This is a genomic window from Pseudomonas sp. PD9R (assembly GCF_019200975.1).
In the GTDB taxonomy this organism is placed as follows: domain Bacteria; phylum Pseudomonadota; class Gammaproteobacteria; order Pseudomonadales; family Pseudomonadaceae; genus Aquipseudomonas.
In genome coordinates this window covers 383,151-409,674 of the sequence record NZ_JAHTMR010000003.1, presented here as the reverse complement: position 1 = coordinate 409,674, position 26,524 = coordinate 383,151, and the positions used below count along the sequence as shown (strand labels likewise).

The following is a 26,524-nucleotide window of genomic DNA, read 5'->3' as shown; positions in this document are numbered from 1 at the left end:
CGCAGGCGCAAAGAATGAAAAGGTGTTGTTGTTTTGCTGTCGGGGTGTCAGTTGATCAGCGGGTTAAGCCCACTGCGTGCCACTCGACTGTGCAGCTCACGTCCCAGCGCGGCTTCGCACTGCGCCGAGATGACCAACATCTGTTGCAAGTCGATCCCGGTGTTGACGCCCATCGACTCCAACAAGTTGACCCAGTCCTCAGTACTGACATTGCCAGTAAAACCCGAACCGTATTTGACCTTCGCCGGATGGCCGCCGACCCCGCCAAACGCGCAGTCGAAATAACGCGTGCCGACTTCAAGGGCGGCCAGGTAATTCACCAGCCCGGTGGCGCGGGTGTCATGGAAATGCGCGATCGGGGTGACTTCGGGCATCGTGCTCAGCACGCTGCCAAACAAGCGTCGTACGCTGTGCGGTGTGGCGACGCCGGTGGTGTCGCCGAGGGTGACGTGGGTTACGCCAAGCCGGGCGAAAGCCTCTACATCCGCCAGCACCTGACGCTCGTCGACAGCGCCTTCAAAGGGGCAACCGAATGCCACGGACACGGTGCCGATCATTCTGAAGCGCCCCTTGGCCGCGTCGACCATCGCCGCGATGTTGGCCCATTGTTCGGCCCGGCTGCGCTTGAGGTTGGTCTGTGAATGGGACTCGGAAGCGGACACCAACAGGCTGATTTCGTTGGCGCCGAAACCCGCGTCCAGATCGGCGATGGCCCGTTCGACTGCCCGAACGTTGGCGCAGGTCGCCTTGTAGAACACACCGGCACGCCGCGGCAGCCCGGCCAGAAGTTCGCTGGCATCGGCAAATTGCGGGATGACGGCCGGGTTGGAGTACGAGGTTGCTTCCACGCGGCTAAAGCCGGCATCGGCGAATTGCTGGATCAGCTCGCGTTTGCGGGGCGTCGGGATGATCGCACTTTCGTGCTGCAAACCGTCGCGTGCGAAACACTCGCAAAGAACGACATCAGTCATGGACTCTCCAGGTTGTAGATGATCGGCATCGTCAATTATGTTGGTTACCGCTAACATGCTGCTTTTGCTAGAGCAGATACCGTCTTTCAAGTTTTCTTGCTTGCTTGTGGAGGCTGAGTCTCTGCCAATTTAGTTGACCATGTCAATTTATTTAACTGAGGAAATGTGCATGCCAAAATCCACCCATACGAGCGACGGCGAGCCATCCCGAAAACTGGGCGAGCCTCAGGATCTGCGCGATCTGATGTCGTTCCAGTTGCGTCAACTGAGCAACCTCTACACCAAGAACACTGCCAGCGTTTACCTGCGAAAATTCTCGCTGACCATGAACGAATGGCGGGTCATCGCGCTGATCAACACCGCCGGGGAGCTGTCCCTCAATCGGTTAGCCGCCCAGGCGCAGTTCGACAAGGGCCTGACCAGTCGGATCGTGGTCAAGCTCAATGAACGCGGGTTTGTCGAGCGCCAGCCCGACCCCAGCGATGCACGGGGCATCGCGCTGTCCCTGACCGACCAGGGCAGGGCGCTGGTCGACCAGGTGTTCCCCGAAGCCGTGCAGCTCAACAAGCAACTGCAATCGTGCCTGACCAAAAGCGAGCGAGATCTGCTGGCCGTGGCATTGCAGAAGCTGACGCACCAGGCACGCGCCATGCTCGATCAGGAGCGCGAAAACGACTGGAGCGAGTGACCCGCTGTCAGCTCAAGCCGAACTCCTTGATTGCGTGCTCGCGCAAGCGGTTCTTCTGAACCTTGCTCGAGCCGGTCATGCCGATGCTTTCAAAGCCTTCGACAACGCTCAGATAGCGCGGCACCTTGAAGTTGGCGCAACACGCTTTGCAGAACGCGATCAACTCGGCGGTTTCCGCGTGCTGGCCACTGCGCAGGGTCACGTAGGCGGCCGGCACTTCGCCCAGTCGCGGGTCGGGCACGCCGACCACCTGGGCCAGCTCCACGCTGGGGTGTTTGAGCAGCACTTGCTCGACCTCCAGCGGCGAAACGTTCTCCCCGCCCACCCGGAACATGTCCTTGAGCCGGCCAATGAAACGCAAACGGCCATCGGCGCCCATTTCACCCAGATCGCCGGTGTACAGCCAGCCTGCGCGCAGGGTCTTGGCGGTTTGTTCCGGTAACTTGTAATAGCCCTTCATCAGGCTCCAGCCTTTGGCGCAAATCTCGCCGATTTCGCCCGGCGGCATGGTCTCACCGGTGTGCGGATCGCGGATTTCGATGCTGACCCCTTCGTGGGGCAGCATGTAGCCGTCAATCCGTTGCTCTAACGGCTCGCTGGTGGCCGACACCACGAGATTGGGCGCCGCCTCGGACAAGCCGTAGGCGTTGCAGATTTCCCGCGCGCCCATCAATTCGACTACGTCGCGCAATATGTGTGGGCTGGCGGCAGCCCAGCCGCCGCGCAGGTGCAACCTGGAAGCGTCGAAGCCAGGGTCGGCGAGCATCATCAAAAACATCGTGTCGTTGCCCGAAGTCAGGGTGCAGCGCTCCTCGGCCATGATTGTCAACGCCTGGCCCGGATCGAAGGTCTGGGCGGTAATCAGGCACGCGCCTTCTACCAGTGCGACAAGCAAAGACATGGTGCTGCCGGACACGTGGTAGAACGGTCGCGGACTGAAATAGCGATCATCGGGACGCACGCCGATGCGCCCGGCCACCGACTTGGCGACCCCCAGCATCGCCGCATGACTGAGCATCACGCCCTTGGGGTAACTGGTGGTGCCGGAGGTCAATTGAATCAGCAATGTGTCGTCGGCCTGTACCCGGTTGCGAGCCTCCTCCAGCACCGTATCCTCGATGGCCACGCCGGCTTTGAGGAAATCGGCCTGGCTGCGCGCCCCGGCAGGCACCGCTTCGCCATCGACGATCAGGTTGTGCAGCAGTGGCAGAACGTTGCCCGGCAGCACGCTGTCGATGGCCGGCTCGATGTCCCGCAGCATGCCCACGAAGTCGATCTTGCCGAGGAACCGATCCACGCAAAACAGCGCACGAATGTCTTCGTGCTCCAGGCCATAGCTGAGCTCTTCGGTGCGAAACCGGGTGTTCAGCGGGACAGTCACCAGGCCCAGCGACGCCGCGGCATACCAGTGCACCGCCCAACTGACCGAGTTGGCCCGCAACAGGCCGATATGGTCGCCATGCTTCAAGCCCAGAGCCAGCATCGCCCGGGCGACGTTGTCCGCACTCTCGACCAGTTGCCTGTACGTCAGGCGACCGTCTTCGGCCACCAGGGCTTCGGCATGCGGACGTTGTTCGGCCACGCGACACAGCACCGCCCACAGCGGAATACGAACGGGGGATTGGACGTCGTTCACTGGGCAGTATCCTTTTTGAAGGTGGTCATGGCGGCTTTCCAGACGCCGGCATTGAGGTTGTCTTCGATTGCCAGGATTTCCCTGGCCAGGGCGCCATGGCGGCTGTCGTCCAGGCCATGATCGAGCGTGTGTTTGGCGCTGCGCATAGCATGGGGCGGGCCAGCGGCAATCTCTTGCGCCAACCGGTTGCTGACTTCCCGCAGTTCGCCCGAGGCCACGACGCGATTGATCAGGCCAATGCGCTGCGCCTCGTGTGCATCGACTACGCGCCCGGTGAACATCAGTTCCTTGGCCAGGCGCCGACCGACGATGCGTGGCAAACGCTGGGTGGCGCCCACGGTGCCCCAGCGCGCTTCGGGGTAGCGAAAACTGGCGCGGTCACTGGCGATGGCGAAGTCGCAAGCGCTGGCGATTTCGCAGCCAGAACCGATGGCGGCACCATCGAGCACGGCGAAGACCGGGATCGGCAGATCCTCGATGGCGGCATACAGGGCAAAGGCTCGCAGACGGCGGGCGCGGATCTGATCGTCGTCCATGCCCTCACGTTCTTTCAAGTCGGCACCCGCGCAGAACACCGGACCTTCTGCGCGGATCATCACCACGTGCATGGCCGGGTTGTCGCGAATGGCCAACACGGCGTGATGAAGATCGCGGCACAAGGCGCTGTTCAAGGCGTTGCGTGCTTCGGGTCGATCGAGTACCAGTTCGGCAATGTGCTGCTCGGTGTCGATGCTCAGGCGCACGGTGGAATAAGTGTTCATGTTCAAATCGCCCCCCCGGCCCGCAGGCCATGGATCTGTTGCGCGGAATAACCCAGTTCGGCTAGCACGACGTCATTGTGCTCACCCAGCAATGGCGGGCGCCTGAGTGTTGGGTCGTCGAAGCCTGTGAAGTGAAACGGCAGGCGAATCGCCGGGAAAGTGCCGGCCTGGGGATGCTCGAAACTGTCGAACACGCCCCGCGCTTGCAGGTGCGGGTCGACCATCACTTCGTCCAGCGTCTTGAGCGGACCGGCCGGTACGCCGAACGCGTCACAGGCGGTGCACAGCTGGTCGCGGGTCAGTTCCTGGCAGGCTTGCGTCAACGCCTGCATGACTTCGTCGCGATGCAGTACGCGACCGCTGTTTTCCCGCAGCCTCGGGTCTTCAGCCAAGGCGTCCAGACCGAGCAGTTTGCACAAAGGCTTCCAATGCTGGTCGGCGCCAGTGATGTGCACGAAACCACCGTCGGCACAGCGAAAACTGGCCGACGGCACGCGGCCCGGGTGTTCGGTGCCCATGCGCGTCGGCAGCTCGGCATGGGTAAAGAAGCGCGCTGCGGCCAGAGACAGCAGCGGGATTTGCCCATCGAGCATCGAGAAGTCCAGATAGGCACCCTCCTCGCGCCCTTTGGCACCTTGAAGCATGGCCAGGGTCCCCAAAGCGATCCACAGACCCGAGGTCATGTCCGCCACCGGTACACCGGGCTTGACCGGTTCGCCCTCGCGAGCACCGGTCATGCTCATCAGTCCACTCATGGCCTGGAATACCGTGTCGTAGCCTTTGCGTTTGGCGTAGGGGCCGGTCTGGCCAAAACCGGTGCACGAGACGTAGACCAGTTTGCGGTTGAGCTTTTGCAGGCTCGGCCAATCCAGACCGTACCGGGACAGGGTGCCGGTGGGGAAATTCTCCAGTACCACATCAGCGCCCGCCACCAGCTTGCGCACGATGTCCTGCCCCTCTGCCGTGCGCAGGTTGACGCTGATCGATTCCTTGCTGCGATTGAACGCGTAGTAATAGGCGCTACGCTCCACTCCCGCGTCGTCGCCTTCGCATTGCGCGGCGGTGTTGGCGAAAGGCTCGTAACCTCGCGTTTCGTCGCCCGTCTGCGGTTGCTCGACCTTGATCACCCGCGCCCCCAGCTCCGCCAGGATCATCCCGGCCAGCGGGCAGGCGAGCACCCGTGCCATCTCTATGACGGTAATGCCCTCAAGCGGCTTCATGCCGGCGTCTCCTGACCGTGGCGGAATGCGCGCATCCGCGCATTGAGCGCCCTGCCGCGCTGCAGCCCTTCGTTGAAGGGCAACTGGGCCACTTCATGGAAAATCTGTTTGGTGGCGCGCATAGCTTCAACGGGATAGCTGGCCAACGTCGCGGCGAGCTCGCGGGCTTGATCCAGCAACTGTTCGGCAGGCACCACGCGGTTGATCAGGCCGAGGGCCAAGGCTTCATCGGCGCCCACGGTGCGACCGCACGCCACCAGTTCGAAGGCCGCCTTGCGCCCGACGTGCTCCACCAGGCCGGCCATGACAATCGCGGCGACGATGCCATGCTTGACTTCCGGGTAGCCAAATCGCGCATCCGGCGTCGCCAGCGCCAGATCGCAAGACAGCACCAGGCCGCTGCCACCACCCATGGCGTAGCCGTTTACTGCGGCAATCAGCGGTTTGCTCAGGCATTTGCCCAGGCCTTGCAACTCAGTGGTCAACGTGGCGCGCTGTTCGACCAGCGCCTGGTTGTCCGGGGTGAGAATGGCGAACTCGCGGGTATCGGCCCCGGCGCAGAAGCCGCGACCGGCACCGGTCAGGATGATTGCCCGGACAGAATCGTCCGCGTCGGCGGCTTTCAACGCATCGACCAAGGCCTGGGTCAGGGCGAAATTCAGCGCATTGAGTTTGTCGGGACGATTGAGCGTCAACACCAGTACGCCAGCATCGAACTTGCTCAGAATCAGGGTTTCATTTGTCATTGTTATTCTCCAATCAAGACTGCATGTCGCGCAGACGTTTCAATGCTTGTTCGGTCTCGTGCACCAGTTTCTCCATGATGCTGGCGGCGGGTTGTATCTGATTGATCAGGCCGGCGCATTGGCCGGCCTCGACTTTGCCGTTGGCGGTGTCGCCGTCAAGGCTGGCTTGCTTGAGAGTGGCCGAGGCCAGCAGCGCCTCGTAGGCCGCCGGGTTGCTGATGTGCTGGCCATTCTGTTCGGCGGCCAGTACTCGGTCCGTGAAGCCGTTGCGAACGCTGCGCACCGGCAGTTTGCCGCGCCCCACCAGCAGGGTGTCGTCGATGCCAGCGTTCAGCACCATGCGTTTGTATTGCGGGTGCAGGCGCGCTTCGTCGCTGAGGATGAAGCGCGTACCCAGTTGCACCGCGTCCGCGCCGAGCGCCAGCAGGGCTGCGATGCCATAACCGTCGGCCACTCCCCCACCCGCGACCACCGGGCAATTGACCTGCTGCAGCACACTCCTGACGTTCACCAGCGTGCTCACCTCATTGGCCGGCGGGTGGCCACCGGCCTCGCAGCCGACCACCACCAACGCATCGACACCGGCCGCCGCGGCCTTTTGCGCATGTTCAACGAACGCCACAACGTGCATCCAGGTCGCGCCATAGGCGTGAAAGCGCTGTAGATGCGGCCTGGGCGAGCCCTGGCTGGCGATGATCACCGGCACCCGTTCACGCTCCAGCAGGTCGAGAATTTCTGCGGCGCCCTTGCGGTACAGCGGGATGTTGACGGCGTAGGGTTTGTCGGTGAGTGTCCTGATTTCGGTGAGGGTTTGCGCCAGGTCTTCCAGGCGCATGGGGCCTGCGGCAATCACGCCCAGGCCACCGGCGTTGGAGACGGCCGCAGGCAATGCGGCACAACTTGAGGCCCAGCTCATACCCGCTTGTATGATTGGATACTGGATGCCTAGCAGGCGGGTCAAAGGGGTCTTCAGCGACATAGGTCACGCCTCGTCTTGAGTTTTTATTTACGTTGACAATATCAACTACATAGTTGACCTTGTCAATCATATGGCGAGCCGGCAAATCGCAGGCAACCGTATAAGCGCATTGACTCGCAAGCTGCATGACCGAAGGACTCAGCAGGGATTTCAGACAACTGCACGGCATCGGCTTCACCTAACAAAAACAAGACAGGAGTTCCCATGCAATCTTCCTCGTCCCCGGGCAATGACCCGGCGGTTTATCGACGCATCACCTGGCGGATCATGCCGCTGCTGTTGCTGTGCTACATCGTCAACTACATCGACCGGGTCAACATTGGCATCGCCAAGCTGCAGTTCAGCAATGACCTGGGTTTCAGCGCGGCGGTATTCGGGCTGGGCGCCGGTCTGTTTTTCGTCGGCTTCCTGCTGTTCGAAGTCCCGAGCAATCTGCTGCTGGCCCGCATTGGTGCGCGCAAGACGCTGCTCAGGATCATGCTGCTATGGGGGCTCGTATCGACGCTGACCATGTTCGTGCAGACACCGTGGCAGTTCTATACCTTGCGCGTGCTGTTGGGCGTGGCAGAAGCCGGGTTTTTCCCGGGGATCATTCTGTACCTTTCCTACTGGTATCCGGCCAGCCGACGCGGGCGAATCACCTCGCTGTTTTTCGTCGGTGTGCCCATCGCCGGGCTTATCGGTTCGCCGTTGTCCGGCTGGATCATGAGCTTCTTTTCCGGGTACATGGGGCTCAAGGGCTGGCAGTGGATGTTTCTGCTTGAAGGCTTGCCGGCGATGATCCTGGGGGTGGTTGCGTTCATCTGGCTGGATGATCGCCCGGCGAATGCGAAATGGCTCAGCGACCAACAAAAACAACAGGTCGAGCAGGACTTGCAGCTTGAACAGCAAGCGCATGCGCCATCCGCTCATCACAGCTCGCTGCGCCTGGCCTTGCAGGAACCCAAGCTGCTGGTGCTGGGGTTGATCTCGCTGTGCAGCTATGTGCTGGCCAACACCATCGCGTTCTTCTCACCGACGATCATCCACAACAGCGGCATCACTGACGTCATGCACGTCGGCTTCCTGGCTGCGATACCGGCACTGGTGGGGATTGCCGCCATGCTCTGGGTCGGCCGCCATTCCGACCGCTCCGGCGAGCGTCGCTGGCACTACGCGCTGCCACTGTTCGCCGCTGCCCTGAGCCTGGCCCTGCTGCGCACTGCCGAAGGCAATCCGCTGTTCTCGATCCTGTTGCTGAGCATCGCCTCGGCCGGGCATTTCGCCAGCCTGTCAGTGTTCTGGTCAATCCCGCCAGAGGTCCTGTCCCGTGGCGCGGCGGCTGCCGGCATCGCCATTGTCAGCAGCATTGGCGCACTGGGCGGCGCCATCGGCCCTTCGCTGCTGGGGTACATCACCACGGCAACCGGTGACTTGGGGATGGCACTGCGTGTGGCGGCGGCCATCGTGGCGATGGGTGGGGTGATCATGTTGTTGCTGTTCAGGCGTACGCATCGCACGCATTTGCAGGCAGCGGGTCAGGAGAGCTGATCGGTCTCCGAGTGCTGGATGGTGGTGGTTGAGTGCCGGTAGCTGCCTGTTGATGAGGGCAGCAATCGGTCTGGGGTGTGTAAAAACGCCTTTGCGATCACTTGCTATGATTTCTGTGGATTTCATCGCAAGGATCGTCCATAAAGCGCTTTACCCAAGGTGAGCACCGAGGCTAGCGTACCGACGATGTTTAGAAGGTATTTTCGGACGAGCAACTCAGTGGTAGTCCACCCCAGCCACCGCACGTAAATAAGCCTGATCCGCTTCCATTCGTAAGTCTCGCCACTCCTCCCAATCAGCATCACGGCGTCACCACATAATTGACACACCAACCAGGCTTTATCTGAGCTGCGTGCGTAGCGGCCTGCCATTCCATTGAGAACGGCCAGAAGCAATCACACGCGAATGTCTGTTTTACCCAGGAATGACGCTGACGGCGTTGACGACGCCGTCTTCGCTAGTGGCCCGTTCGACGCCCAGTGGCGTGGCACGGCGGTCGCGCAAATAGCGATAATTTTTTCGGCTTTCTTCAATCCGCCCGCGTTCCAGCGTGGCACGGACAGGATGTCCATCAATGGATTCGACCAACACATTTCCGAACGGATCGACCGCGACACTCTCGCCAGGAAACGACAAGCCCTTGCCTTCACCAACGCGGTTCACCAAAACGGCAAAGCATTGGTTTTCCATGGCGCGGCTGATCACGGCGCGTCGGTGTACGGGGCCGTAGGGCTCCATGTTGCCATCCAGCACGAGGATGAGGTCGGCGTCCAATAGGGCCAACGAGCGGGCGGTCTCCGGAAACTCGATGTCATAGCAGATGAGCACGCCTACGCGTAACGAGGCAATTTCACACACCGCGTACTGCGAGCCGGCATCGAAAACGCCCCAATCCGTATCGGGCCAGAGATGAGTCTTGCGGTATTTGAGGGCGATGCGCCCCGATCCATCGACCAACATCGCGCTGTTATACGCCCGCCCGTCAGCCACCTCGCAAAAACCAAAAGCGATGGCGGTATTGCTATTGCGTGCCGCCTCCCGAATCAGCCGGATGGGCTTGTCACGGGTCGTCAGCCCAACGGTGCCAATCTCATCCTTGGTGGGAAAACCTGAGAGCGTCGTCTCCGGAAACACGATTAAATCCGTATCGATCGGAGCATTGCGGATCATTGACAGCATGTTGCTCAGGTTGATATCGACCTGTGCGTCCGCGATGGGCAGTTGTGCCAGCAAAATGTTCATGGAAGCCTCCATAAAAAAGGGCATCGCACCTGGGTCGATGGGAGCGGTGCCCTGAAACGTCAAACAATGCGACTGTCGATCAGAACCAGAAAACGGGGGTCGTCGTCAGCAACTCGATTCCGGTCCGGGTGACGATGAAGTTCTGCTCCCACCCAACGCTGCCGACACCTTTTCGTGTCATGAAGGACTCCCCGGAGGCGACCATCCCTTCTTCGAAAATATCGTCTGCCGTGACCGAGTCCCGGTTGATGATCGGGTGTTCCCACATGGAGCCGTTGCCGTGGCCAAAGTAAGGCCATTGCTTGGCGGCCAGATCCTCTTCTTCGGCCACGCGTGCCTGCACACGCTCGGCCTCGCCCACCACGTCGAGTACCCGGACACCGTGTTTCACGGAGTTCATCACCGCCTCCGTGATGGCGTAAGAGTCGACCAGCAGCGAGCGCTGCTCCGGTGTGGGCTTGCCGCCGCAAACCAATGAGCGTCCTGGATCGAGCCAGTACCCCTGATGCGTGGGCCCATAGATCCAGGTCCTGACCATATCGCCCTTGCTCGGCGCGCCCATGGAATACCCGTACATGGGGTCACGCTCGAAGAATTGACTGTCCTCGTCGTTGCCGAAGTTCACTGGAATCCGCAGCCAGCCTCCCCCACGACGCGTAAGTTCATAAGCGCCCTCTGCCGCCGCCTCTGCCGCAGTCTTGCCCGCATAAAGGCTGTCACACACGCGGTACAAGGCGCTGGAGACCATCTGCCCCGCTTCGCGAAACATGTCCAGTTCTCGTGGGCTCTTGATCCGGCGGCAGCGGCGGATCAGGTTATCGTCATACTCGTACTGGATATCGGGCGTCTGTTCCGCGAGCTGCCTGGCGTACTTCATTGGCAGATTGTCGGACCCGACGAACACAACGCTGCGATGCGGCTTGCGCGCGTTCAGAGCCTTGGCGACGCTGCTGATCGGGTCGTCACTGAAGAAATAATCGCCGCAGCGCACCATCCGACGGCGCACGGTCGCCACGTCGGCATGCAGTTCAGGTTTCTTTCCAGGCTCCAATATCACACAGCAGAAACCTCGTGCGTTCCAGATTGGAGAATCCGGTTCCTGGCCAGAGTGTTCCGACCAGAAGTTGGTCAACCAAAGTGTTTCCATGGCCCGCTCATAATGGCCGGCTGTCTTGCCCCAGACAATGGCAAGTTCATAACTCTGCCGGCGCATTTCATCTTCCACTTTTTTCCAGCGCCCCTCATATTCATCCACTGGAAAATAACCGTCAGGGTAATTCATTCTTTCGATTGTCATTACGATTACCTCATTCTTTGTTTTTATACATATGTGCGCCGAAAACTGATCAGCGTTCGAGCGTCGTAGTCGTTATATTCAACCCATGACAGGAGAATTCAAATACTGCAAATCTGCACTATTGCTATCGTTATTAAATTAACAGCGGAACGAAAGTTCGTATCGCTAGAGGTCTCGTTCCACAACAACATATGCAAGTTGTCGAAGTGCATCGGCTTCCGGGCCAAATGCGTCCAGCGCCGTTAACGCCCCCAGTAGAAGTTGCCAGGCATGATGCCGTGCCCCTTCCAATCCCAATGAAGAAACAGCGGTTGACTTGTTAGCGTGCTGGTCCGCGCGAACGGCTTTCCCCAGGGCAACCCGATCGCCGACGACATCCAGAATGTCGTCGCACACTTGAAAGGCTCTACCGATCTGTTCGGCGTATTTTCTCAAGGCCACGAAGCGATTCGTTTCCAAAGCTGCGCCACTCGCCATTGCGCCCAGCACGACGCTAGCCTCGATCAATGCGCCGGTTTTCAAACGCTGCATTTCGGCGACTTGCTCCAGCGAGGGTCGGGCACCGGCCAACGCCATATCGAGAAACTGGCCGCCTGCAAGACCAGAAGGGCCAGCCGCCCTGGCCATGACCGCCACCATTTGCAGCCGAATCCCGGCGCTCAACGCTGATGGTTGCGCCAACGATTCGAACGCCAGTGCCTGCAAGGCATCCCCCGCGATCAAGGCCGTGCTCTCACCGTAGGCCACATGCAACGCCGGCTTCCCTCGACGAACGAGCGCGTCGTCCAGTGCCGGTAGATCGTCGTGTATCAAGGAATAGGCGTGCATCAGCTCCACCGCGCAAGCGACACCGTCCGCAGCGTCAAGCTGCCCTCCCATGGCTTCACACGCACTGTAAGCGAGTATTGGCCGCAAACATTTACCCGGTTCAAATACGCCGTAAGCCATGGCGTTATACAGGTTCTCCAGTGAGGGACTTGAGTATGTCAGTAGTTTCCGTAATCCATTATCCAGTCGAGCGCGAAGTATCAGAAATCTTTCGCTGTCCATGTTTTTATGTATACGCATCACCGGCTCACCAGATTTATTCGTTATCCGCGACGGCAGCGTGTAACGTAGAGTGCGTACAAGAAGGTGCGGCCCATTTCGAATAAATAACCCAACCTGCCATCGCCAGGAAAACAATCATGATCGGCACCGCCCAGTTTTCGTACCACGAAAGTTCCGGATAACGAGGCCACGAAATATTGACCGCTTCAAATAGAGTCCAACCGGTTGCCGCGAAGATGGTGGGAATACTCAAGATACCAAGAGAGAACGGCCCCTCTCGCCAGTCGCCTTTCAATACACTTATACAAGCACCCACCAGCGGAAATGCAAAGGCGAGATAGAATCCGGCAATACTGAACGCCAATAACAGCGGATAAATATTGGTAAAAGACAACATGAATAACAGTGCCGATAACCCGCCCGTTAACAGAAAAGCGCGCGTAGGCAATTTGTCGTCCCCACTCAACTGTCGCAGGAAATCCGAGCAAGGAATGGTTCTGTCCCGAGCGAACGCCCAGATGACCCGCGATACCGAAGCCTGAATGCCAAGCATGCACGCTAGAAACCCGATGATGAACAGCACCAGCATGCCTTTGTAAGCAATCTGCCCTAAATGAGTGATCAGCGTCACCGTGACAGGGTCGCTTCCCGCAGGGAATTCCAACGTGGGCAAAGCCAAAATCAGCGAAAACGCCGAGAATGCCACCACCGCGCCAACCGACAGCAGGCAAAACAGCATCGCCTTGGGTACCGCTCGTTCAGGATCTTTGACTTCCTCAGCAACGGCACCGGCGCTTTCAAAGCCCACGAATGCCCAACCGCAGTAGGCGATGGCGAGCGCTACTTTCGACGAGAAAAAGCCGGAGATACCGGGTTCCGGCCAGGCAAACACCTGAGCGTTGGGAATCAGGATGGACAGCGCGTTAACTTTGAACTCCACCAGCAACAGCACGCCGATGCCGACTGAACCGATCACTTCGGCACCAATGCACAGCCAGACGATGGTCGAAAAAATCTTTCGCCCTTGGGTATTACCCCACGTGGCGAATGCGATGAGAAACAGGGCAATCGGCACACTGATCATCTTGTCGGTCGCATCGATGCCGAACAGCTGCGCCACGAATCCCGCGCCGCCAAAGGCTACCGTTGCAATGGTGATCGGCAGCGTGCAGATATACGTCCAGCCCGCAAACCAGCCAAAGCGGCTGCCGAGCAGGTACTTGGACCACTGATAAATACTGCCCTCATACGGAAATCGCGATACCAGCATGGCGAAGACCAACGCCACTAACAGTTGCCCTGCCATGGCCACCACCAACCCCCACCAGAAGGCAGGACCAACCGTTAAAATGCCGATTCCGAAGATGGAGTAAAGCGCCACAATGGGCGATATGAAGGCAAAGGCCAGGGAAAATGTGGAGGAAAAGTTAAGTTCACGCTGGAGGTGATGACCCTTTTCCTGACAATTGTCCTTGCCAACCGATGTGCTGTTCATGGGCATACTCCCGCCGCTCGCGTATTCCGCGAGTCTTCAAGTTCATATTGTTATCGTTGTAGGCCGGCCGCTGATTGACCGTTGTTGCGAGGATGCGTGCCGAGCCTTGAAGGCGATGTTAGCGCTCGTTACCGACTGTACCAATAGTGCTAATCTGCACTAGCTACCGTTATGATTGTCCAAACATGTGCATCATGAACAAAGAAAATATTTCCCGTTCACTGGTGATATCGAGTTTGGCGTACAACCGCTGCTTATAATTTCTGACCGTGCCCAGACTAAGATCAAGTTTTTCTGCGATCACGGGCATGGAATACCCGCGTAACGTTTTTTCGACCAGTTGTCGCTCGCGCGGGCTAAGGTGATAAGTAGCATAGAATTGTTCGAAGAACTCTTTTACATCCGTTTGTATATACCCTTCGCTTTTCTGTTCGAGAAATACTGCTCTAACACTCGTAGCAGAAGCGGATACATTCTTGGAATATTCCCAGTGGGCAATCAAGCCCTCAACATGAACTGCGATCAGTTCAGGCTGACTCAATATGAATTTCAACGTTTCGTTTCCGAAGGCATGACCGGCCAAGGCTTGCCAGGCGGGGTTTTGGTAGATAATCCTGTTATCACTGCCTACCGTGAGAACACCGACCTTTCCATTCCCGAACAAGGCCCCGAGCCCCTCCAGAAACTCCGTTCGCATGTGCGCGGCATGCGCAGCGACGATGATCGGGTACAGGGCGGTGAAAAACGCGATTTCATCCTCATTGAACAGGGTGTACTCGCGGTCGAAGCAGAAGCCCAGATAACCCCCACCGATGACGGGCAGCATCAGCGTCAGCTCGTCTAGAATCTGCCCCGACTTGAAGATTTCATCGTAATAAACGTTGGAATCATCCTCGCTTTGCATGAGTGAAAACGTGACGACAGAGGGCACGCGATCTTCAGTCACTAACCGAAGCAGAGGGTCGATCCTGTAGAGGTGACTCATGTATTGCTCAACTGCCTCGCTGCTCAAAGACGTGTTGACAATGAACTCGGGGGCAGAAAACCTGCTGTACTTGATAGCCAGCCAACGCTCACAGTCAATATATTGTCCCAGCGTCTCCAGCACGATGGCATAAAAGCCCTGCTGCCCTACAGCATCGACAACGGTCGCTATTGCTGCCGCTACACGCTTATGATCATGAAAGACTTCACCCATGAGGACCTCCGATTTTGCAAATGCCTTATCACGATAAGCATAGTCCTTTCACTGCGCAGTATGCCTACCAAACGACGCGCATAACCGATGGTTCCAATACGATACTAGATCTTGATTTTGGCAAATATCGTGCGCAATAGTATCTAACCCGGGCGATTGAATAACGCGCCAGCTAACGACAACCGGTCACGGTCACGATAGACCTCGCAAGTACTATGCCACGCTGACACAAAGAACCGGATACACAATAGTGCAATATTGCACCATTGATTTTTCATCAGCAGACGACGCATCGCAGTTGAATAATTAATGCTTAAACCTGCTTAACACTCTGCAAATTCTTACACAGTCGTTTGGACGCGGACTACATCAAGCCGAAATCCAATCTCAACACCACATGAGTAAAACATACCGCGCAAAGCAGAATAGACTTGGGGCAGCGATAGCATAGGCGAGTAAGTTTTAATAAGTACAATCTGGAAAAAGCATAAAATTGCCACTACCAAGAATACTGTCAAACAGAAAACGCGTCCTGGTACGTTGAATGACCGCTCTTAAACTCCGCAATCAAAAATCACTGTCCATCTCCATGGACAGTGATTCCCCGATTAGCTGACTTCTCGAAATATCTAGCCCCGATAGAGTGATCCCAAACCTGAAGAGCTACTCAGGTATTCAATCATTCTTTGAGGCTACGACGATGACAAACACACTTTTGAATCTGCAAGGCAAGGTTGCGCTGGTGACTGGCGGTGCGCGCGGCATTGGCGCAGCGGTCGCCAAGCAACTCGCCGAACTGGGTGCGACGGTTGCTATCAGCTTCACCGCCAACGCGCAAAAGGCCCAGGAAGTGGTTAGCGCCATCGAAGCGGCAGGCGGAAAAGCCCACGCTTTCAAGGCTGATCAAGCTGATGAAGCTCAAGTCGTCGCGCTGATCAACAACGTGGTGTCGACATTTGGAAAGCTGGACATCCTCGTCAACAACGCCGGTGTTTTCGAGACAGGATCGATTATCGAAACACTGGAGACCGAGCGTTTCGACCGTCAAGTTGCCATCAACTTGAGCGGTGTCATCACCGGTATCCGTGAAGCGTCCCGAGTGATGACTGACGGCGGACGCATTGTTTCGATGTCCTCCGGCCTCGCCTCGCTCGTGGGCGTGCCAGGGTTGGCGGATTATGCCGCGACCAAAGCCGCAATCGAGGGTTACTCAAAAGGTGCTGCCCGTGAACTGGGCCCTCGCGGCATCACTGTGAACATCATCCGCGTGGGCTCTATCAACACCGATATGAACCCTCAAGACGGCCCGTTCTCCGGTTGGCAGAAAGGTGCCAATGCACTGGGTCGCTTTGGCCGGCCCGACGAAATCGCAGCCGCCGTGGCTTTCCTGGTGAGCCCTTCGGCGAGCTTTGTTAACGGCAGTGTATTCAGCGTGGATGGTGGCTACGGCGCCTAACGGTACGAGCCCCGGCTGCCCTCGCGGCAGCCTCCCCCTCCATAACCCAACAGGATTCACGCGATGCCAGATGCACATAACGATCTTCCCGGCTTCACATTATCTCGACGCCACCTGATAGCGGGTGCGGCCTCCGGCATTGCGCTGGCAGCCAGCGGCCTCCCCCTAGCCGTCAACGCATCAGCTATCGAAAACACTCCGGTGGGCAACGGCATAACGCCTTTTCGCGTCAAGCTTGATCCCTCGGTAATCGTCGATTTGCGCCAGCGCCTGACTACCGTCCGTTGGCCGGATGCGGGCACTACCGCAGATTGGAGCCAAGGGGTTCCGCTGGCCAAAGCCAAGGCTCTCACCGATTACTGGCGACGCCAGTACGACATGACTCGGCTGGAAAAGCGACTCAATGCCTTCCCTCAATTCCGCACCAGCATCGACGGTCTGGGCATCCACTTCATTCATGTGAAGTCACGGCACGCCAATGCATTGCCGATGATCCTGACTCACGGCTGGCCTGGCTCGGTTGTCGAGTTCCTCGATACCATTGATCCATTGGTCAATCCGACCGCCCACGGTGGGACGGTAGCCGACGCGTTTCATGTGGTGATTCCATCGATGCCCGGTTATGGTTTTTCCGACAAACCAACGACCGCCGGCTGGGGCCTACCTCGCATTGCTCAGGCGTGGGACATGCTGATGAAACGGCTCGGTTACGCCCATTACGTTGCACAGGGCGGGGACCTGGGAGCAGGTGTTGCCAGCTGGATGTCAAAGCAGCAGCCACAAGGTCTGGCTGCGATCCACCTGAATCTGCCGATTCTGTTCCCACCGCCGCCACCGGGCGCTGGCGGTTACACGCCTGCCGAGCAGGCAGCGCTGAATCAACTCATCCATTACGGTGCCGATCTCTCCGGCTATGCGTCCATACAAGGCTCGCGGCCGCAAACGCTCGGCTACGGACTGGCTGACTCGCCGATTGGGCAGGCGATGTGGATCTATGAAAAGTTTCAAGCCTGGACCGATAACAGAGGCGACCCTGCCGACGCCATCGCGGTCGACAAGATGCTCGACAACATCATGCTGTACTGGGTGACAGACACCGCTGCATCGTCCGCTCGCCTTTACAAGGAAAGCTTCAACAAGGACTTCGTCCGCTTCGAGCTGGCAGGCCCGGTCGCCGTGAGTATTTTCAAGGGCGACATTTTCACGCCCCCCAAGAGCTGGGGCGATCAAACCTACTCCAAATTGACCTACTGGAATGAAGTTCCGGCCGGTGGACATTTTGCAGCCCTGGAAAAACCTGGCTCCTTCGTCGAAGAGCTTCGCAAGGCATTGAAGCCCTACCGATTGGTCTGAGTATTTCTGATTTGCCAAGCGGCGTATTCGCCGCGTTTTGTTTTGATTACCCGAGATTTTTTGAATGTCTGACCTCCTATTCGAGCCCTTTGCGCTGGGTGATTTGCACCTGAAAAACCGCATCGTCATGTCATCGTTAAGCCGCTGCCGGGCGGACAACCCTGGCCTGGTGCCCAATGAATCAATGGTCGAGTATTACAGCCAACGCGCAGAGGCCGGCCTTATCCTCACTGAGGGCAGTTGGGTCAACCCTGAGTCCATCGGCTTCTTCAACGTGCCAGCGATATACACCGAAGAGCAAGTTGCAGGCTGGCGCAAAATCACCGATGCGGTGCATGCCAAGGGCGGCAAGATTTTCTTCCAGGCCGGCCATCTGGGCGCGGTGTCGCATCCCGACCATCTGGGCGGCGAGCTACCTGCCGGGCCCTCGGCGATCAACCCGCAAGAAATGGCGTTTACCAACAATGGTTTCCAAACAACCGTGACGCCACGGGAAATGACCCTGGAGGATATTCGTCAAACCGTGGCCGATTACGCCAAGGCCAGCGCCAACGCGCGCCGCGCAGGTTTTGATGGATTCGAAATTCATGGTGCGTATCTTTATCTGATCCCGGAGTTTTTCAACTCGGCGACCAACCAGCGCACCGACGCCTACGGCGGCTCACCGGAGAATCGCTCACGCTTTCTGCTCGAAATCGTTGCGGCATGCGTTGCTGAATGGGGTCCGAAAAAAGTCGCTGTCAAACTCAGCCCCGGCGTTATATCAGGCGTGGTAACGGCCAATCAGGACAGCGTTACGACGTACGCCCATCTCGTAAATCGCCTCAATGACTTTGACCTGGCCTTTGTGCATGGGTGGGGCTTTCCCAACCAGCCACGGGGCACCGCTGCTGCCGAGTTCAATGACATCGCCGGGTTCCTGCGCAAGCACTATCGCGGCACCGTTATGGTCAGTGGCGGCTACTCGCAACAGTCCGGCGAAGCACTTCTGGCCGACGGTACCGTTGACCTTGTGGCATTTGGTACGTCCTTCGTGGCTAACCCGGATCTGGTGAACCGTATGCGTCACGGTTATCCACTGACCGCCCCGCGCGTCGACTATTTCTATCAGGGCGGCCTTGAAGGGTATCTGGATTACGCCGAATACCACGCCGAAGCCCTGGAGGCCACGGCCTGATCGGAGTCATGAAAAATGAGTTCAGCTGGACATCAAATCGGTGCCGAAACATCAGTGGCTGCACCGGCATGGCTGGCGGTGGGATCGTTAGCGATCAGTACCTTCGCCTCAGTCACCTGCGAGTTTCTTCCGGTTGGCTTACTGACCAATATTGCCGCCAGTCTGAATGTCAGTGAGGGAACGGCAGGCTTGATGGTCACTCTTCCGGGGGTGAGCGCCGCACTGGCAGGGCCAGTACTATTGACGGCCTCAGGTCGTCTTGATCGCCGAGCAGTGCTGTTGGTTTTATCGGCGCTGCTGGTGCTGTCGAATGTGTTCGCCGCACTCGCTCCAAACCTGGCGACCATGCTCTTCGCTCGCGTATTGCTGGGTCTGTGCGTGGGCGGATTCTGGACCTTCGCACCGAGTGCAACCGGGCATCTGGTGCCCAGTGCGATGCAGCCCAAGGCGATGTCTTACATCCTCGCGGGTATCTCGGTGGCCACAGTGGCCGGCGTGCCTGCGGGCGCCCTGTTGGGAAACTTTGCAGGTTGGCGAATTGCATTTGCGGTCTCTGCGGTGTTGGCGGGTGCGGTACTGGTCTTGCAATTGAAGGTGCTGCCCGCCCTGCCTGCGGCACGAGCCATCAGCCCTCGTGAATTGCTTGAACCTTTCACTCGCCTGAGCGCGCGGCTGGGGCTAGTGGTCACGTTTTTTGTGGTGGCCGGCCACTTCGCGGGATACACCTATCTGCGGCCCATGTTCCAGCAATTGTTCGGGCTCACGGGGGACGCGGTGGTCAGCCTTTTGCTGATCTATGGAACGGCAGGCTTCGTCGGAACGCTGGTTGCTGGGCGGCTCGTCGCGAGGAATGCCCGGGCTGTCGCCCTTCTGGCGGCGGCAGTGATCGCAGGCGTGCTGTTCACCTCTGTGCTGGTCGGCGAAGGATGGCTCGATGGCGGCCTGATCACTGCGGGCGTTGCGAGCCTGGTCTGGGGCGCAGCGTTTGGCCTGGTCCCCCTATCGATGACCGGTTGGATGCTGGAAGCTTTGCCGCAGGCGCAGGAGTCGGGACAGGCCATGCTGGTCACGTTTTTTCAGTTGGCCATTTCCCTCGGCGCCCTGCTCGGAGGCACGGTGTTCGATGCGCAGGGTATCGTCAGTACCCTTCAATTGGGAGGGGCGTCGTGTCTGATCGCGGTAGCTGTAATTGCCGCGACAGGGCTGACCAGGCGCTAACCTTTCAACTGACAGAGCCGTCAATCGCCGACGTCGTGTCGGCGGTTGAGCGCTCGACGCTCTCAGCGATGGAAACCGTGACCGCCGACATTTCCTGCGCAAGACGAGCACTGATGAAATCGACAAACACCCGGATTTTTCGGGACAGTTGTCGACTGGAGGGCCAGACCATACTCATGGGGTTGGGTGGCGCCAGATGATCCAGCAATATGCACCGCAGCGATCCATCCGCCAGCGCTTCACGGGCGAGAAAATCCGGTATCACGCCCACTCCGAATCCGTTGACCAGCGCACCGTGGACCATATTCATGTTGTTACAGATAAGGGTCGTCCGCGTACGAAGCTCTACCTCCCCGGCCTTGCGCCGCAGGGGCCAGTCCTGGAGTTTCCCATTTTGAAAGTAGCGGAACCTCACGCCTGCATGATCAGCCAAGTCATGTGGCACCTGAGGCGCACCGTGACGTTCGAGATAGGTTGGCGATGCACACACCAGCAACTGCACCGGGGGCAAAGAACGGCGCATCAGCAGTGAGTCCGGAAGTTCACCGCCGCGTATGGCGATATCCATTCCTTCGTTGATCAAGTCCACCATCTGATCGCTGAAATCGATGTCCATTTCAATTTCCGGATAACACGACATGAAGTCCAAGAATGCTGCCCGGAACAGTTGATAACTGGCAATGGGCAGCGTGATACGCAAACGACCTCTGGGAATCTCGGTTGAATGTGTCAACGCAGCCTGGGCGTCCTCGAAGTCTTCGAGAATACGTCGGCAACGCTCGTGAAACTGGCGGCCCTCGTCGGTCAGGCTGAGGCTGCGAGTGGTGCGTTGAAACAGCCGGACACCCACCTGCTGCTCCAGGCGCGTCACGCTTTTACCCACGGCGGATGCCGATAAACCCAATGCGCGGCCAGCGGCGACAAAACTGCCGAGTTCGGCCGTTTTGACGAAAGGCAGAAGCCCGGTAATTCGATCCATCTCACCCTCACATTCGAGCGTTTATTTCCGCTATGAACGGATAAATCATCATTTTTAGCAAGTTTAACGACGATTTATGATTCTCAAACATTCAGTCCGCACAGGGCAATAGCCCGAATCCGTTCCTGGCACCCTGCTCCCCACTTCAGGATCACACTCTATGAAACCTCACACCTACGGTGCCTTCGAGCGAACGGTGGTTCTTCTGGCCGTCTGTATAGCGGCCGTCACCATGCCGCTCAATTTCACGGCCGCCGCCATCGCACTGCCCGTTATCGGACGGGATTTGAATGCAACGCCCTTGGAGGTCAACTGGATTACTAACGCCTTCATGCTGACGTTCGGCAGCCTGCTGATGCTGGCGGGCGCACTGTCGGACAGCTTTGGTCGCAAGCGGGTTTTTATCGGCGGTGTGATTGGCTTTGCGGTGTCTTCGGCGGCCCTGACGGTGGTATCCAACATGTTGGTGTTCGACGGGATGCGCGCCCTCCAAGGCGTGGCCGCTGCGGCGGTGTTTTCCGGCGGTATGTCAGCCCTGGCCCAAGTGTTCGACGGCCCCGCGAGGATTCGCGCATTCAGCTTCGTCGGCAGCAGTTTCGGTATCGGGCTTGCCTTTGGCCCCATCGCCGCCGGGCTGATCATTGAAATGTTCGGCTGGCACGTGATTTTCTGGATGATCACCGTGCTGGCAGTCGTGGCATTACTGCTCGGCGCACGGTACATGGCAGAATCGCGCAATCCGGCGGCCGTTGGCATTGACTGGGCTGGTGCGATCACCTTCACGGTGGCCCTGGGCGTATTTACATTTGCCATTCTTAAGGTGCCGGAAAGTGGCTTGATCGATCCGCTGGTACTGGCGCTGTTGGTCATGGCCCTGTTGTCGTTGCTGGCCTTCATCCTGATTGAACGTCGAGTCGCGCAACCGATGCTCGACCTGACGCTCTTTCGCTTCCCTCGATTTGTCGGTGTTCAGCTGCTGGCCGCAGCACCTGCTTATGCGTTTGTCGTGCTGCTCGTGTTGCTGCCCGTTCGTTTCGTCGGGATCGAAGGCATGAGCGAGATGGATGCCGGTTTCCTGATGATCGCCTTGTCCGGCCCCCTCCTGGTTCTGCCTATCGTGGCGGGTTACCTCACTCGCTGGCTCTCACCCTCTACACTGTGTGGTACAGGTTTGCTGGTCTCGGCAGGCGGACTTTACTGGCTTAGTCACCTGCCGTTGGGAAGCACCGCAGACCAACTGACCTGGCCGATGCTGGTGATTGGGGTCGGCATCAGCTTCCCTTGGGGGTTGATGGATGGTCTGGCGGTGAGTGTCGTGCCCAAGGAGCGAGCCGGCATGGCCACCGGAATATTCAGCACGACCCGTGTCGCGGGTGAAGGCATCGCCCTGGCCCTGGTCACTGCGCTGCTGTCAGCTCTGACGGCACATCACCTTGGTTCGCTGAGTTCCCAGGCCATCACCGACACCGCAAATGCCGCCCAACACATGATTACCGGGGATGTGGCTGGAGCTGTACAGTTCTTGCCGAATATAGCCGCTGGCACGCTGGCCCAAAGTTATGATGCAGCGTTCAAAACGTTGCTACTAATACTGACCGCTATTACGACTCTGACTGCCGGGGTAGTGTTTCTGTTTCTCGACCGTGGTGCTGTCGAGGACGTCTGCGAGGCCACCGCGACCCGCGTCCGAACCTGAAGGTTGGGTGTGGAATGTTGATGAGGAGAGACCCGTGGATCAGCTCAATGCAATCAGGGTGTTCGTGCAGGTGGTTGAACTCGCCGGATTCACCAAGGCAGCGAAATCACTGGGCATGCCGAAGACAACGGTCAGTAAACTGATCGGCGATCTGGAAGCGCATCTCAAAGTGAAGCTGCTGAAAAGATCTACACGTAGCGTGCAGGTCACCCCAGAGGGCGCGGCTTACTATGAGCGGACCACGCGCTGGTTAAATGAATTGAGAGAAATCGATGGCTCTTTTGACAGTGTGGCAGCCGAACTTCACGGCCTTGTTCACGTCGATGCCAGCGCGTGGGTCGCGAGCAATGTCATCATTCCTCGCCTGCCCGACTTCTACGCAAAATATCCCGCCATTGAAATTGAAATCAGCGTGGGGGACCGAGCGGCGCATCTGATCCGCGAACGAGCCGATTGCGCCGTCAGAAGTGGCGTGGTGAATGATCTTTCCATGGTGGCGCGCCCATTGGGCTCATCACCGTGGGTAACGGCCGCAACGCCGGCGTATCTGCAACGCCACGGTATTCCCTTGCACCCGAGTGATTTGAGCACAGGGCATGTGGTGATCAACTATCAATCGACGTCTTCCGGAAGGTCGACGCCGCTGGTATTTAATAAAGATGGTGAGGCGCTGCACATCGAAGTGCCTACGCTGTTGACCGTTAACGAAAGCAACGCCCATCTGGCTGCAGGGCTCACGGGAATTGGCCTGCTTTACAGTTTCGAGTGGAAGCTGCGCCCCTACCTTGAAGACGGCAGGCTCATCGCCGTGCTGGAAGACTGGCAACCTCCGGACTACCCCTTTCACTTGGTCTATCCACCCAACCGCCACATGAGCGCTCGCACGCGAGTGTTTATCGATTGGATAACGCAGCAATTTGAAAGCCTGTCCGCACGACGGTAGTGCGAACAGACTTCATCGGTCGCAATCTATCAATCAGGTGTGAAACGGCACCCACATCATCTTCACCTCGACGTTGAGCAAGCCTGACTTTACCGACGGATCTTCAGTGCCGACCCGGGTGGCTTCTTCGAGGTCCGCCGCCTTGAAAATCGTCATGCCGCCGTCTGCCAACACGCCATTGAGGCCACCGGCTTTCTCCATGAACGGGCCGCTGAGCACCGTCAGGCCTTTTTCCTGCATTTCGATCATGTAGCCAACATGGTCCATGAACCCGGGTTGTTCGTTGTATTTCACGCCTTGGACCCAGTTCGGGCCAGGCGTTTGAAAGGCGACAAAATAGTGTGGGCCGTTTTCGTCAATCATGATTCGGTACTCCAGAGGAAAAGGGGGAATCGAGAGCAGTCCTTACCGATCAGGTATGGAACGGCACCCACATCATCTTCACTTCGACGTTGAGAAAGCCGGACTTCACCGTGGGATCGTCCGTACCGATTTTGACGGCCTCATCAAGGTCTGCGGCCTTAAAGATCGTCATGCCGCCATCTGCCAATACGCCGTTGAGACCGCCAGCCTTTTCCATGAACGGGCCGCTGAGCACGATCAAACCCTTCTGGTGCAATTCGATCATGTAGTTCACATGATCCATGAACTCAGGTTGCTCATTGTATTTGACGCCCTGAACCCATTTCGGGCCTGGGGTTTGGAAGGCGATGAAATAGTGTGGGCCGTTTTCGTCAATCATGGTTTGGTACTCCAACAGGATAGTTTGTTTAGAAAGAAAGAACGTTTATTGGGAGATCAGAAGTCATGCCCGCCCAGAGGGCCGCCGGCTTGTTGCATTTTCCCGCCTTCCTTTAGCCCACCGAGGTCGATGGTGCGAAAGCCCATCTTGTTGATGAACTCGGTCACGAATGCCTTGGCATCGCTGTCGTCACCCGAGACGAACAGCACCCTGCGGGCCTGGTCGCGGACAGGGCCAGCGTTGAAGTTGGTCATGATGATGTTGTTGAACGCTTTGACGACTCGGGCGCCCCGTGCCAACTCGGCCACCGGCGCGGCGGCGGCTTCGGCGAAGGTCACCACGGATGCCCTAGGCCCCAACTCAAGCAGCGCATCAGCCAATTTGCTTGTACCGCTGCGGTTGCTCAACAGCACTTCATGACCCTGTTCAATCGCGTGCCGGGCAACGGACAACGCCACACTGCCCGCACCCAGCATTCCAATTTTCATCAAGACGCCCTCGTCATCATTGCGTTTAACCGGGATAAATATTTTTTTTGGAGTGATCACTCCGATATGCAATACTAGGGTGATAGAAATCCCCTCGTCAAGGAATATTGGAGCGATGGAACCAAAAATATCCGAAGCCAAAAAACGCAGCCGTGGCCGACCCTCGACATTCGATCGAGTGACTGCTGTGCATCAAGCAATGAAATTGTTCTGGGAGTCGGGTTATGAAGGCACGTCCTTCGATAGCCTGGTCGCGGCCATGGGGATCAGCCCGTCCAGCTTCTACAACTCGTTTGGCAGTAAAGAGCAGCTCTACGCCGAAGCGACCAATGCCTATCTGGAAGCATCGGGTGAGTGGTTCATCGGTATCTTGAGCGACCCGACTGATACACGTACCGCCTTCAAACGACTGATGGAAGCAACAGCGACCGAGTTCACCCGAGAGGATCTGCCGTCGGGCTGCATGATTTCCGTGGCGTGCGTGCACGTCCCCCCGGCGCTGCATTCGGTTCGTGAAATGATGACCGCGCACAGAGCGGTGGCCCGGCAGGTGATGGAAGCGAGAATTCTGCGCGGTATCGAGGAAGGCGATGTGCCCGCAGATACTGATGTGAAAGCGTTGGCGGGTTACTTCAACGTACTGGCCCGAGGTTTGGCCGTGCAGGCCAGAGATGGCGCGACGTCCGAGCAACTACTAGAGATCGTTCAGGTTGCCATGCAAGCGTTTCCTCACATGCCGACGTCTTGATCCGAGCCATTGAGCCATGGGTTGCGCTGGAATTCCTCGACCAGAAAATCCACCATCACGCGGGTCTTTTGCGGGATCCAGGATGAGGATGGCATCACCGCGTAGATGGGAACGAAACCGGCGTCATAGTCAGGAAGCAGCCTGACCAGACGCCCGGCCTCAAGGTCTGCCCCACACGCCGACAACGGTGCCTGCAAAATTCCAAGTCCAGCAATCGCAGCCTCGCATAGCGCTTCGAACACATTGACCCGATAAGGGCCATTGACGTCGACTGTAACGGCCTCCCCGGTTGCCGAGATAAATGACCACTCAAACGGCGCCGGATGGCGCAGGTAGATCAGACAAGGAACAGAAGCCAGGTCACGAGGATGAGTAATCGCCGGGTACTTCTGCAAAAAGTCTGGTGAGGCGACGGTGATGGGCTGCAAAACACCCAGTTTTCGCGCTTGATGCGAGCTGTCTTTCATCTCGCCGACGCGGATGGAAACATCGACGCCATCGCGTATCAGGTCAGTCTCCGAATCACTCAGATAATGCTCGACCACGATATCCGGGTATCGCTCGAAAAAGCGCGGCAACAGCGGCGTAAGTTGCTTGCGCCCCAACAGGATCGGAGTGGCCATACGCAACGTGCCGGAAGGTGTTTGCCTGACATTCACAGCATCGCCCAGCGCCATGGAATACTGTTCGAGTATCAACTTGGCTTGCTCGTAGAATCCTTCCCCTGCTTCCGTTAAGGACAGTCGTCTAGTCGTTCGCGAAAGCAGCTTGGCCTGGAGTTGTTTTTCCAGATCTGTGATGTTTTTACTGACCGTCGATTGACTGATTGCCAGCTCAGTTGCCGTCTTCGAAAAGCTGCCAATTTCAACGACCCTGACAAAAATCTCTAAAGCTGAAAACCTGTCCACACT

Annotated in this window: 25 protein-coding genes; 9 read left to right on the top strand and 16 right to left on the bottom strand. The window is 58.0% G+C overall.

What is annotated here, in order from left to right:
- Positions 1 to 47 precede the first annotated feature (47 nt).
- Positions 48 to 971, bottom strand: a complete 924-nt coding sequence (locus KUF73_RS09395; protein ID WP_218437759.1) for a hydroxymethylglutaryl-CoA lyase — start codon at positions 969 to 971, stop codon at positions 48 to 50.
- A gap of 169 nt (positions 972 to 1,140) precedes the next feature.
- Here KUF73_RS09395 and KUF73_RS09390 point away from each other — a divergent pair, with 169 nt between their 5' ends.
- Positions 1,141 to 1,659: a MarR family winged helix-turn-helix transcriptional regulator gene (locus KUF73_RS09390; protein WP_218437758.1), complete on the top strand. Its 519-nt coding sequence runs from the start codon at positions 1,141 to 1,143 to the stop codon at positions 1,657 to 1,659.
- Positions 1,660 to 1,666: 7 nt separating this feature from the next.
- On the opposite strand, the gene KUF73_RS09385 is transcribed toward KUF73_RS09390, so the two are convergent.
- The 5 genes from KUF73_RS09385 to KUF73_RS09365 are packed head-to-tail and all read right to left on the bottom strand — an operon-like array spanning position 1,667 to position 7,001.
- Positions 1,667 to 3,295 carry an AMP-binding protein gene (locus KUF73_RS09385; protein WP_218437757.1) on the bottom strand — a complete coding sequence of 543 codons (1,629 nt, stop codon included), beginning with the start codon at positions 3,293 to 3,295 and terminating at the stop codon, positions 1,667 to 1,669.
- Entirely contained in the window at positions 3,292 to 4,056 is a 765-nt protein-coding gene (locus tag KUF73_RS09380; RefSeq protein ID WP_218437756.1) for an enoyl-CoA hydratase/isomerase family protein, read from the bottom strand. The genes KUF73_RS09385 and KUF73_RS09380 overlap by 4 nt, the downstream gene beginning before the upstream one ends.
- Positions 4,057 to 4,058: 2 nt before the next feature.
- Positions 4,059 to 5,276, bottom strand: a complete 1,218-nt coding sequence (locus KUF73_RS09375; RefSeq protein WP_218437755.1) for a CaiB/BaiF CoA-transferase family protein — start codon at positions 5,274 to 5,276, stop codon at positions 4,059 to 4,061.
- Positions 5,273 to 6,022: an enoyl-CoA hydratase/isomerase family protein gene (locus tag KUF73_RS09370; protein ID WP_218437754.1), complete on the bottom strand. Its 750-nt coding sequence runs from the start codon at positions 6,020 to 6,022 to the stop codon at positions 5,273 to 5,275. The genes KUF73_RS09375 and KUF73_RS09370 overlap by 4 nt, the downstream gene beginning before the upstream one ends.
- Positions 6,023 to 6,035: 13 nt before the next feature.
- Positions 6,036 to 7,001, bottom strand: a complete 966-nt coding sequence (locus tag KUF73_RS09365; RefSeq protein ID WP_218437753.1) for a nitronate monooxygenase family protein — start codon at positions 6,999 to 7,001, stop codon at positions 6,036 to 6,038.
- Positions 7,002 to 7,205: 204 nt separating this feature from the next.
- Here KUF73_RS09365 and KUF73_RS09360 point away from each other — a divergent pair, with 204 nt between their 5' ends.
- Positions 7,206 to 8,531: an MFS transporter gene (locus KUF73_RS09360; protein ID WP_218437752.1), complete on the top strand. Its 1,326-nt coding sequence runs from the start codon at positions 7,206 to 7,208 to the stop codon at positions 8,529 to 8,531.
- Positions 8,532 to 8,945: 414 nt separating this feature from the next.
- Here KUF73_RS09360 and KUF73_RS09355 read toward each other — a convergent pair whose 3' ends face one another.
- The 5 genes from KUF73_RS09355 to KUF73_RS09335 all read right to left on the bottom strand — a co-directional run bounded on the left by KUF73_RS09355 (position 8,946) and on the right by KUF73_RS09335 (position 14,813).
- Complete coding sequence (locus KUF73_RS09355; protein WP_218437751.1) at positions 8,946 to 9,773, bottom strand: nitrilase-related carbon-nitrogen hydrolase; 828 nt, start codon at positions 9,771 to 9,773, stop codon at positions 8,946 to 8,948.
- Between the two features lie 79 nt (positions 9,774 to 9,852).
- A complete protein-coding gene (locus KUF73_RS09350; RefSeq protein ID WP_218437750.1) occupies positions 9,853 to 11,070 on the bottom strand; it encodes a Xaa-Pro peptidase family protein in 1,218 nt (405 codons plus the stop codon).
- A gap of 165 nt (positions 11,071 to 11,235) precedes the next feature.
- On the bottom strand, positions 11,236 to 12,138 hold the full coding sequence (locus tag KUF73_RS09345) for a polyprenyl synthetase family protein (RefSeq protein ID WP_256345525.1): 903 nt from the start codon (positions 12,136 to 12,138) through the stop codon (positions 11,236 to 11,238).
- Between the two features lie 16 nt (positions 12,139 to 12,154).
- The gene (locus KUF73_RS09340; protein ID WP_218437749.1) at positions 12,155 to 13,615 is read right to left on the bottom strand and encodes an APC family permease; all 1,461 of its coding nucleotides are present in this window, start codon (positions 13,613 to 13,615) and stop codon (positions 12,155 to 12,157) included.
- Between the two features lie 169 nt (positions 13,616 to 13,784).
- Positions 13,785 to 14,813: a helix-turn-helix transcriptional regulator gene (locus KUF73_RS09335; protein WP_218437748.1), complete on the bottom strand. Its 1,029-nt coding sequence runs from the start codon at positions 14,811 to 14,813 to the stop codon at positions 13,785 to 13,787.
- Positions 14,814 to 15,513: 700 nt separating this feature from the next.
- Here KUF73_RS09335 and KUF73_RS09330 point away from each other — a divergent pair.
- From KUF73_RS09330 to KUF73_RS09315, 4 genes are all read left to right on the top strand, one after another.
- Entirely contained in the window at positions 15,514 to 16,269 is a 756-nt protein-coding gene (locus KUF73_RS09330; protein WP_218437747.1) for an SDR family NAD(P)-dependent oxidoreductase, read from the top strand.
- Between the two features lie 63 nt (positions 16,270 to 16,332).
- On the top strand, positions 16,333 to 17,622 hold the full coding sequence (locus KUF73_RS09325) for an epoxide hydrolase family protein (RefSeq protein ID WP_218437746.1): 1,290 nt from the start codon (positions 16,333 to 16,335) through the stop codon (positions 17,620 to 17,622).
- Between the two features lie 64 nt (positions 17,623 to 17,686).
- The gene (locus KUF73_RS09320) at positions 17,687 to 18,799 is read left to right on the top strand and encodes an alkene reductase (protein ID WP_218437745.1); all 1,113 of its coding nucleotides are present in this window, start codon (positions 17,687 to 17,689) and stop codon (positions 18,797 to 18,799) included.
- A 15-nt stretch (positions 18,800 to 18,814) separates the two neighbouring features.
- Positions 18,815 to 20,017, top strand: coding sequence for an MFS transporter (locus KUF73_RS09315; protein ID WP_218437744.1), 1,203 nt, complete (start codon positions 18,815 to 18,817; stop codon positions 20,015 to 20,017).
- A 4-nt stretch (positions 20,018 to 20,021) separates the two neighbouring features.
- On the opposite strand, the gene KUF73_RS09310 is transcribed toward KUF73_RS09315, so the two are convergent.
- Positions 20,022 to 20,996, bottom strand: coding sequence for a LysR family transcriptional regulator (locus tag KUF73_RS09310; RefSeq protein WP_218437743.1), 975 nt, complete (start codon positions 20,994 to 20,996; stop codon positions 20,022 to 20,024).
- Between the two features lie 160 nt (positions 20,997 to 21,156).
- On the opposite strand from KUF73_RS09310, the gene KUF73_RS09305 reads away from it, so the two are divergent.
- Together KUF73_RS09305 and KUF73_RS09300 are read left to right on the top strand one after the other, a co-directional pair.
- Positions 21,157 to 22,692: an MFS transporter gene (locus KUF73_RS09305; protein ID WP_218437742.1), complete on the top strand. Its 1,536-nt coding sequence runs from the start codon at positions 21,157 to 21,159 to the stop codon at positions 22,690 to 22,692.
- A gap of 34 nt (positions 22,693 to 22,726) precedes the next feature.
- Entirely contained in the window at positions 22,727 to 23,635 is a 909-nt protein-coding gene (locus KUF73_RS09300; protein WP_218437741.1) for a LysR family transcriptional regulator, read from the top strand.
- Between the two features lie 33 nt (positions 23,636 to 23,668).
- Here the strand turns inward: KUF73_RS09300 and KUF73_RS09295 are convergent, their stop codons facing one another.
- Genes KUF73_RS09295 through KUF73_RS09285 form a run of 3 tightly spaced genes read right to left on the bottom strand, consistent with a single transcriptional unit; the run spans position 23,669 to position 24,865 of the window.
- On the bottom strand, positions 23,669 to 23,998 hold the full coding sequence (locus KUF73_RS09295; protein ID WP_218437740.1) for a YciI family protein: 330 nt from the start codon (positions 23,996 to 23,998) through the stop codon (positions 23,669 to 23,671).
- 49 nt (positions 23,999 to 24,047) lie between these two features.
- Positions 24,048 to 24,377 carry a YciI family protein gene (locus KUF73_RS09290; protein ID WP_218437739.1) on the bottom strand — a complete coding sequence of 110 codons (330 nt, stop codon included), beginning with the start codon at positions 24,375 to 24,377 and terminating at the stop codon, positions 24,048 to 24,050.
- 56 nt (positions 24,378 to 24,433) lie between these two features.
- A complete protein-coding gene (locus tag KUF73_RS09285) occupies positions 24,434 to 24,865 on the bottom strand; it encodes an NADPH-dependent F420 reductase (protein WP_218437738.1) in 432 nt (143 codons plus the stop codon).
- Between the two features lie 199 nt (positions 24,866 to 25,064).
- On the opposite strand from KUF73_RS09285, the gene KUF73_RS09280 reads away from it, so the two are divergent.
- Complete coding sequence (locus KUF73_RS09280) at positions 25,065 to 25,613, top strand: TetR/AcrR family transcriptional regulator (RefSeq protein ID WP_218437737.1); 549 nt, start codon at positions 25,065 to 25,067, stop codon at positions 25,611 to 25,613.
- Here the strand turns inward: KUF73_RS09280 and KUF73_RS09275 are convergent.
- A complete protein-coding gene (locus KUF73_RS09275) occupies positions 25,595 to 26,521 on the bottom strand; it encodes a LysR family transcriptional regulator (protein ID WP_218437736.1) in 927 nt (308 codons plus the stop codon). The two genes, KUF73_RS09280 and KUF73_RS09275, sit on opposite strands and share 19 nt — an antisense overlap.
- Positions 26,522 to 26,524: the final 3 nt, after the last annotated feature.

Excerpts from the sequence above, each read along its gene's own strand:
- KUF73_RS09395 (WP_218437759.1), bottom strand. The coding sequence starts at position 971 with ATGACTGATGTCGTTCTTTGCGAGTGTTTCGCACGCGACGGTTTGCAG.
- KUF73_RS09390 (WP_218437758.1), top strand. The coding sequence starts at position 1,141 with ATGCCAAAATCCACCCATACGAGCGACGGCGAGCCATCCCGAAAACTG.
- KUF73_RS09380 (WP_218437756.1), bottom strand. The coding sequence starts at position 4,056 with ATGAACACTTATTCCACCGTGCGCCTGAGCATCGACACCGAGCAGCAC.
- KUF73_RS09375 (WP_218437755.1), bottom strand. The coding sequence starts at position 5,276 with ATGAAGCCGCTTGAGGGCATTACCGTCATAGAGATGGCACGGGTGCTC.
- KUF73_RS09370 (WP_218437754.1), bottom strand. The coding sequence starts at position 6,022 with ATGACAAATGAAACCCTGATTCTGAGCAAGTTCGATGCTGGCGTACTG.
- KUF73_RS09365 (WP_218437753.1), bottom strand. The coding sequence starts at position 7,001 with ATGTCGCTGAAGACCCCTTTGACCCGCCTGCTAGGCATCCAGTATCCA.
- KUF73_RS09360 (WP_218437752.1), top strand. The coding sequence starts at position 7,206 with ATGCAATCTTCCTCGTCCCCGGGCAATGACCCGGCGGTTTATCGACGC.
- KUF73_RS09355 (WP_218437751.1), bottom strand. The coding sequence starts at position 9,773 with ATGAACATTTTGCTGGCACAACTGCCCATCGCGGACGCACAGGTCGAT.
- KUF73_RS09350 (WP_218437750.1), bottom strand. The coding sequence starts at position 11,070 with ATGACAATCGAAAGAATGAATTACCCTGACGGTTATTTTCCAGTGGAT.
- KUF73_RS09345 (WP_256345525.1), bottom strand. The coding sequence starts at position 12,138 with ATGCGTATACATAAAAACATGGACAGCGAAAGATTTCTGATACTTCGC.
- KUF73_RS09340 (WP_218437749.1), bottom strand. The coding sequence starts at position 13,615 with ATGAACAGCACATCGGTTGGCAAGGACAATTGTCAGGAAAAGGGTCAT.
- KUF73_RS09335 (WP_218437748.1), bottom strand. The coding sequence starts at position 14,813 with ATGGGTGAAGTCTTTCATGATCATAAGCGTGTAGCGGCAGCAATAGCG.
- KUF73_RS09330 (WP_218437747.1), top strand. The coding sequence starts at position 15,514 with ATGACAAACACACTTTTGAATCTGCAAGGCAAGGTTGCGCTGGTGACT.
- KUF73_RS09325 (WP_218437746.1), top strand. The coding sequence starts at position 16,333 with ATGCCAGATGCACATAACGATCTTCCCGGCTTCACATTATCTCGACGC.
- KUF73_RS09320 (WP_218437745.1), top strand. The coding sequence starts at position 17,687 with ATGTCTGACCTCCTATTCGAGCCCTTTGCGCTGGGTGATTTGCACCTG.
- KUF73_RS09315 (WP_218437744.1), top strand. The coding sequence starts at position 18,815 with ATGAGTTCAGCTGGACATCAAATCGGTGCCGAAACATCAGTGGCTGCA.
- KUF73_RS09310 (WP_218437743.1), bottom strand. The coding sequence starts at position 20,996 with ATGGATCGAATTACCGGGCTTCTGCCTTTCGTCAAAACGGCCGAACTC.
- KUF73_RS09305 (WP_218437742.1), top strand. The coding sequence starts at position 21,157 with ATGAAACCTCACACCTACGGTGCCTTCGAGCGAACGGTGGTTCTTCTG.
- KUF73_RS09295 (WP_218437740.1), bottom strand. The coding sequence starts at position 23,998 with ATGATTGACGAAAACGGCCCACACTATTTTGTCGCCTTTCAAACGCCT.
- KUF73_RS09290 (WP_218437739.1), bottom strand. The coding sequence starts at position 24,377 with ATGATTGACGAAAACGGCCCACACTATTTCATCGCCTTCCAAACCCCA.
- KUF73_RS09285 (WP_218437738.1), bottom strand. The coding sequence starts at position 24,865 with ATGAAAATTGGAATGCTGGGTGCGGGCAGTGTGGCGTTGTCCGTTGCC.
- KUF73_RS09280 (WP_218437737.1), top strand. The coding sequence starts at position 25,065 with ATGAAATTGTTCTGGGAGTCGGGTTATGAAGGCACGTCCTTCGATAGC.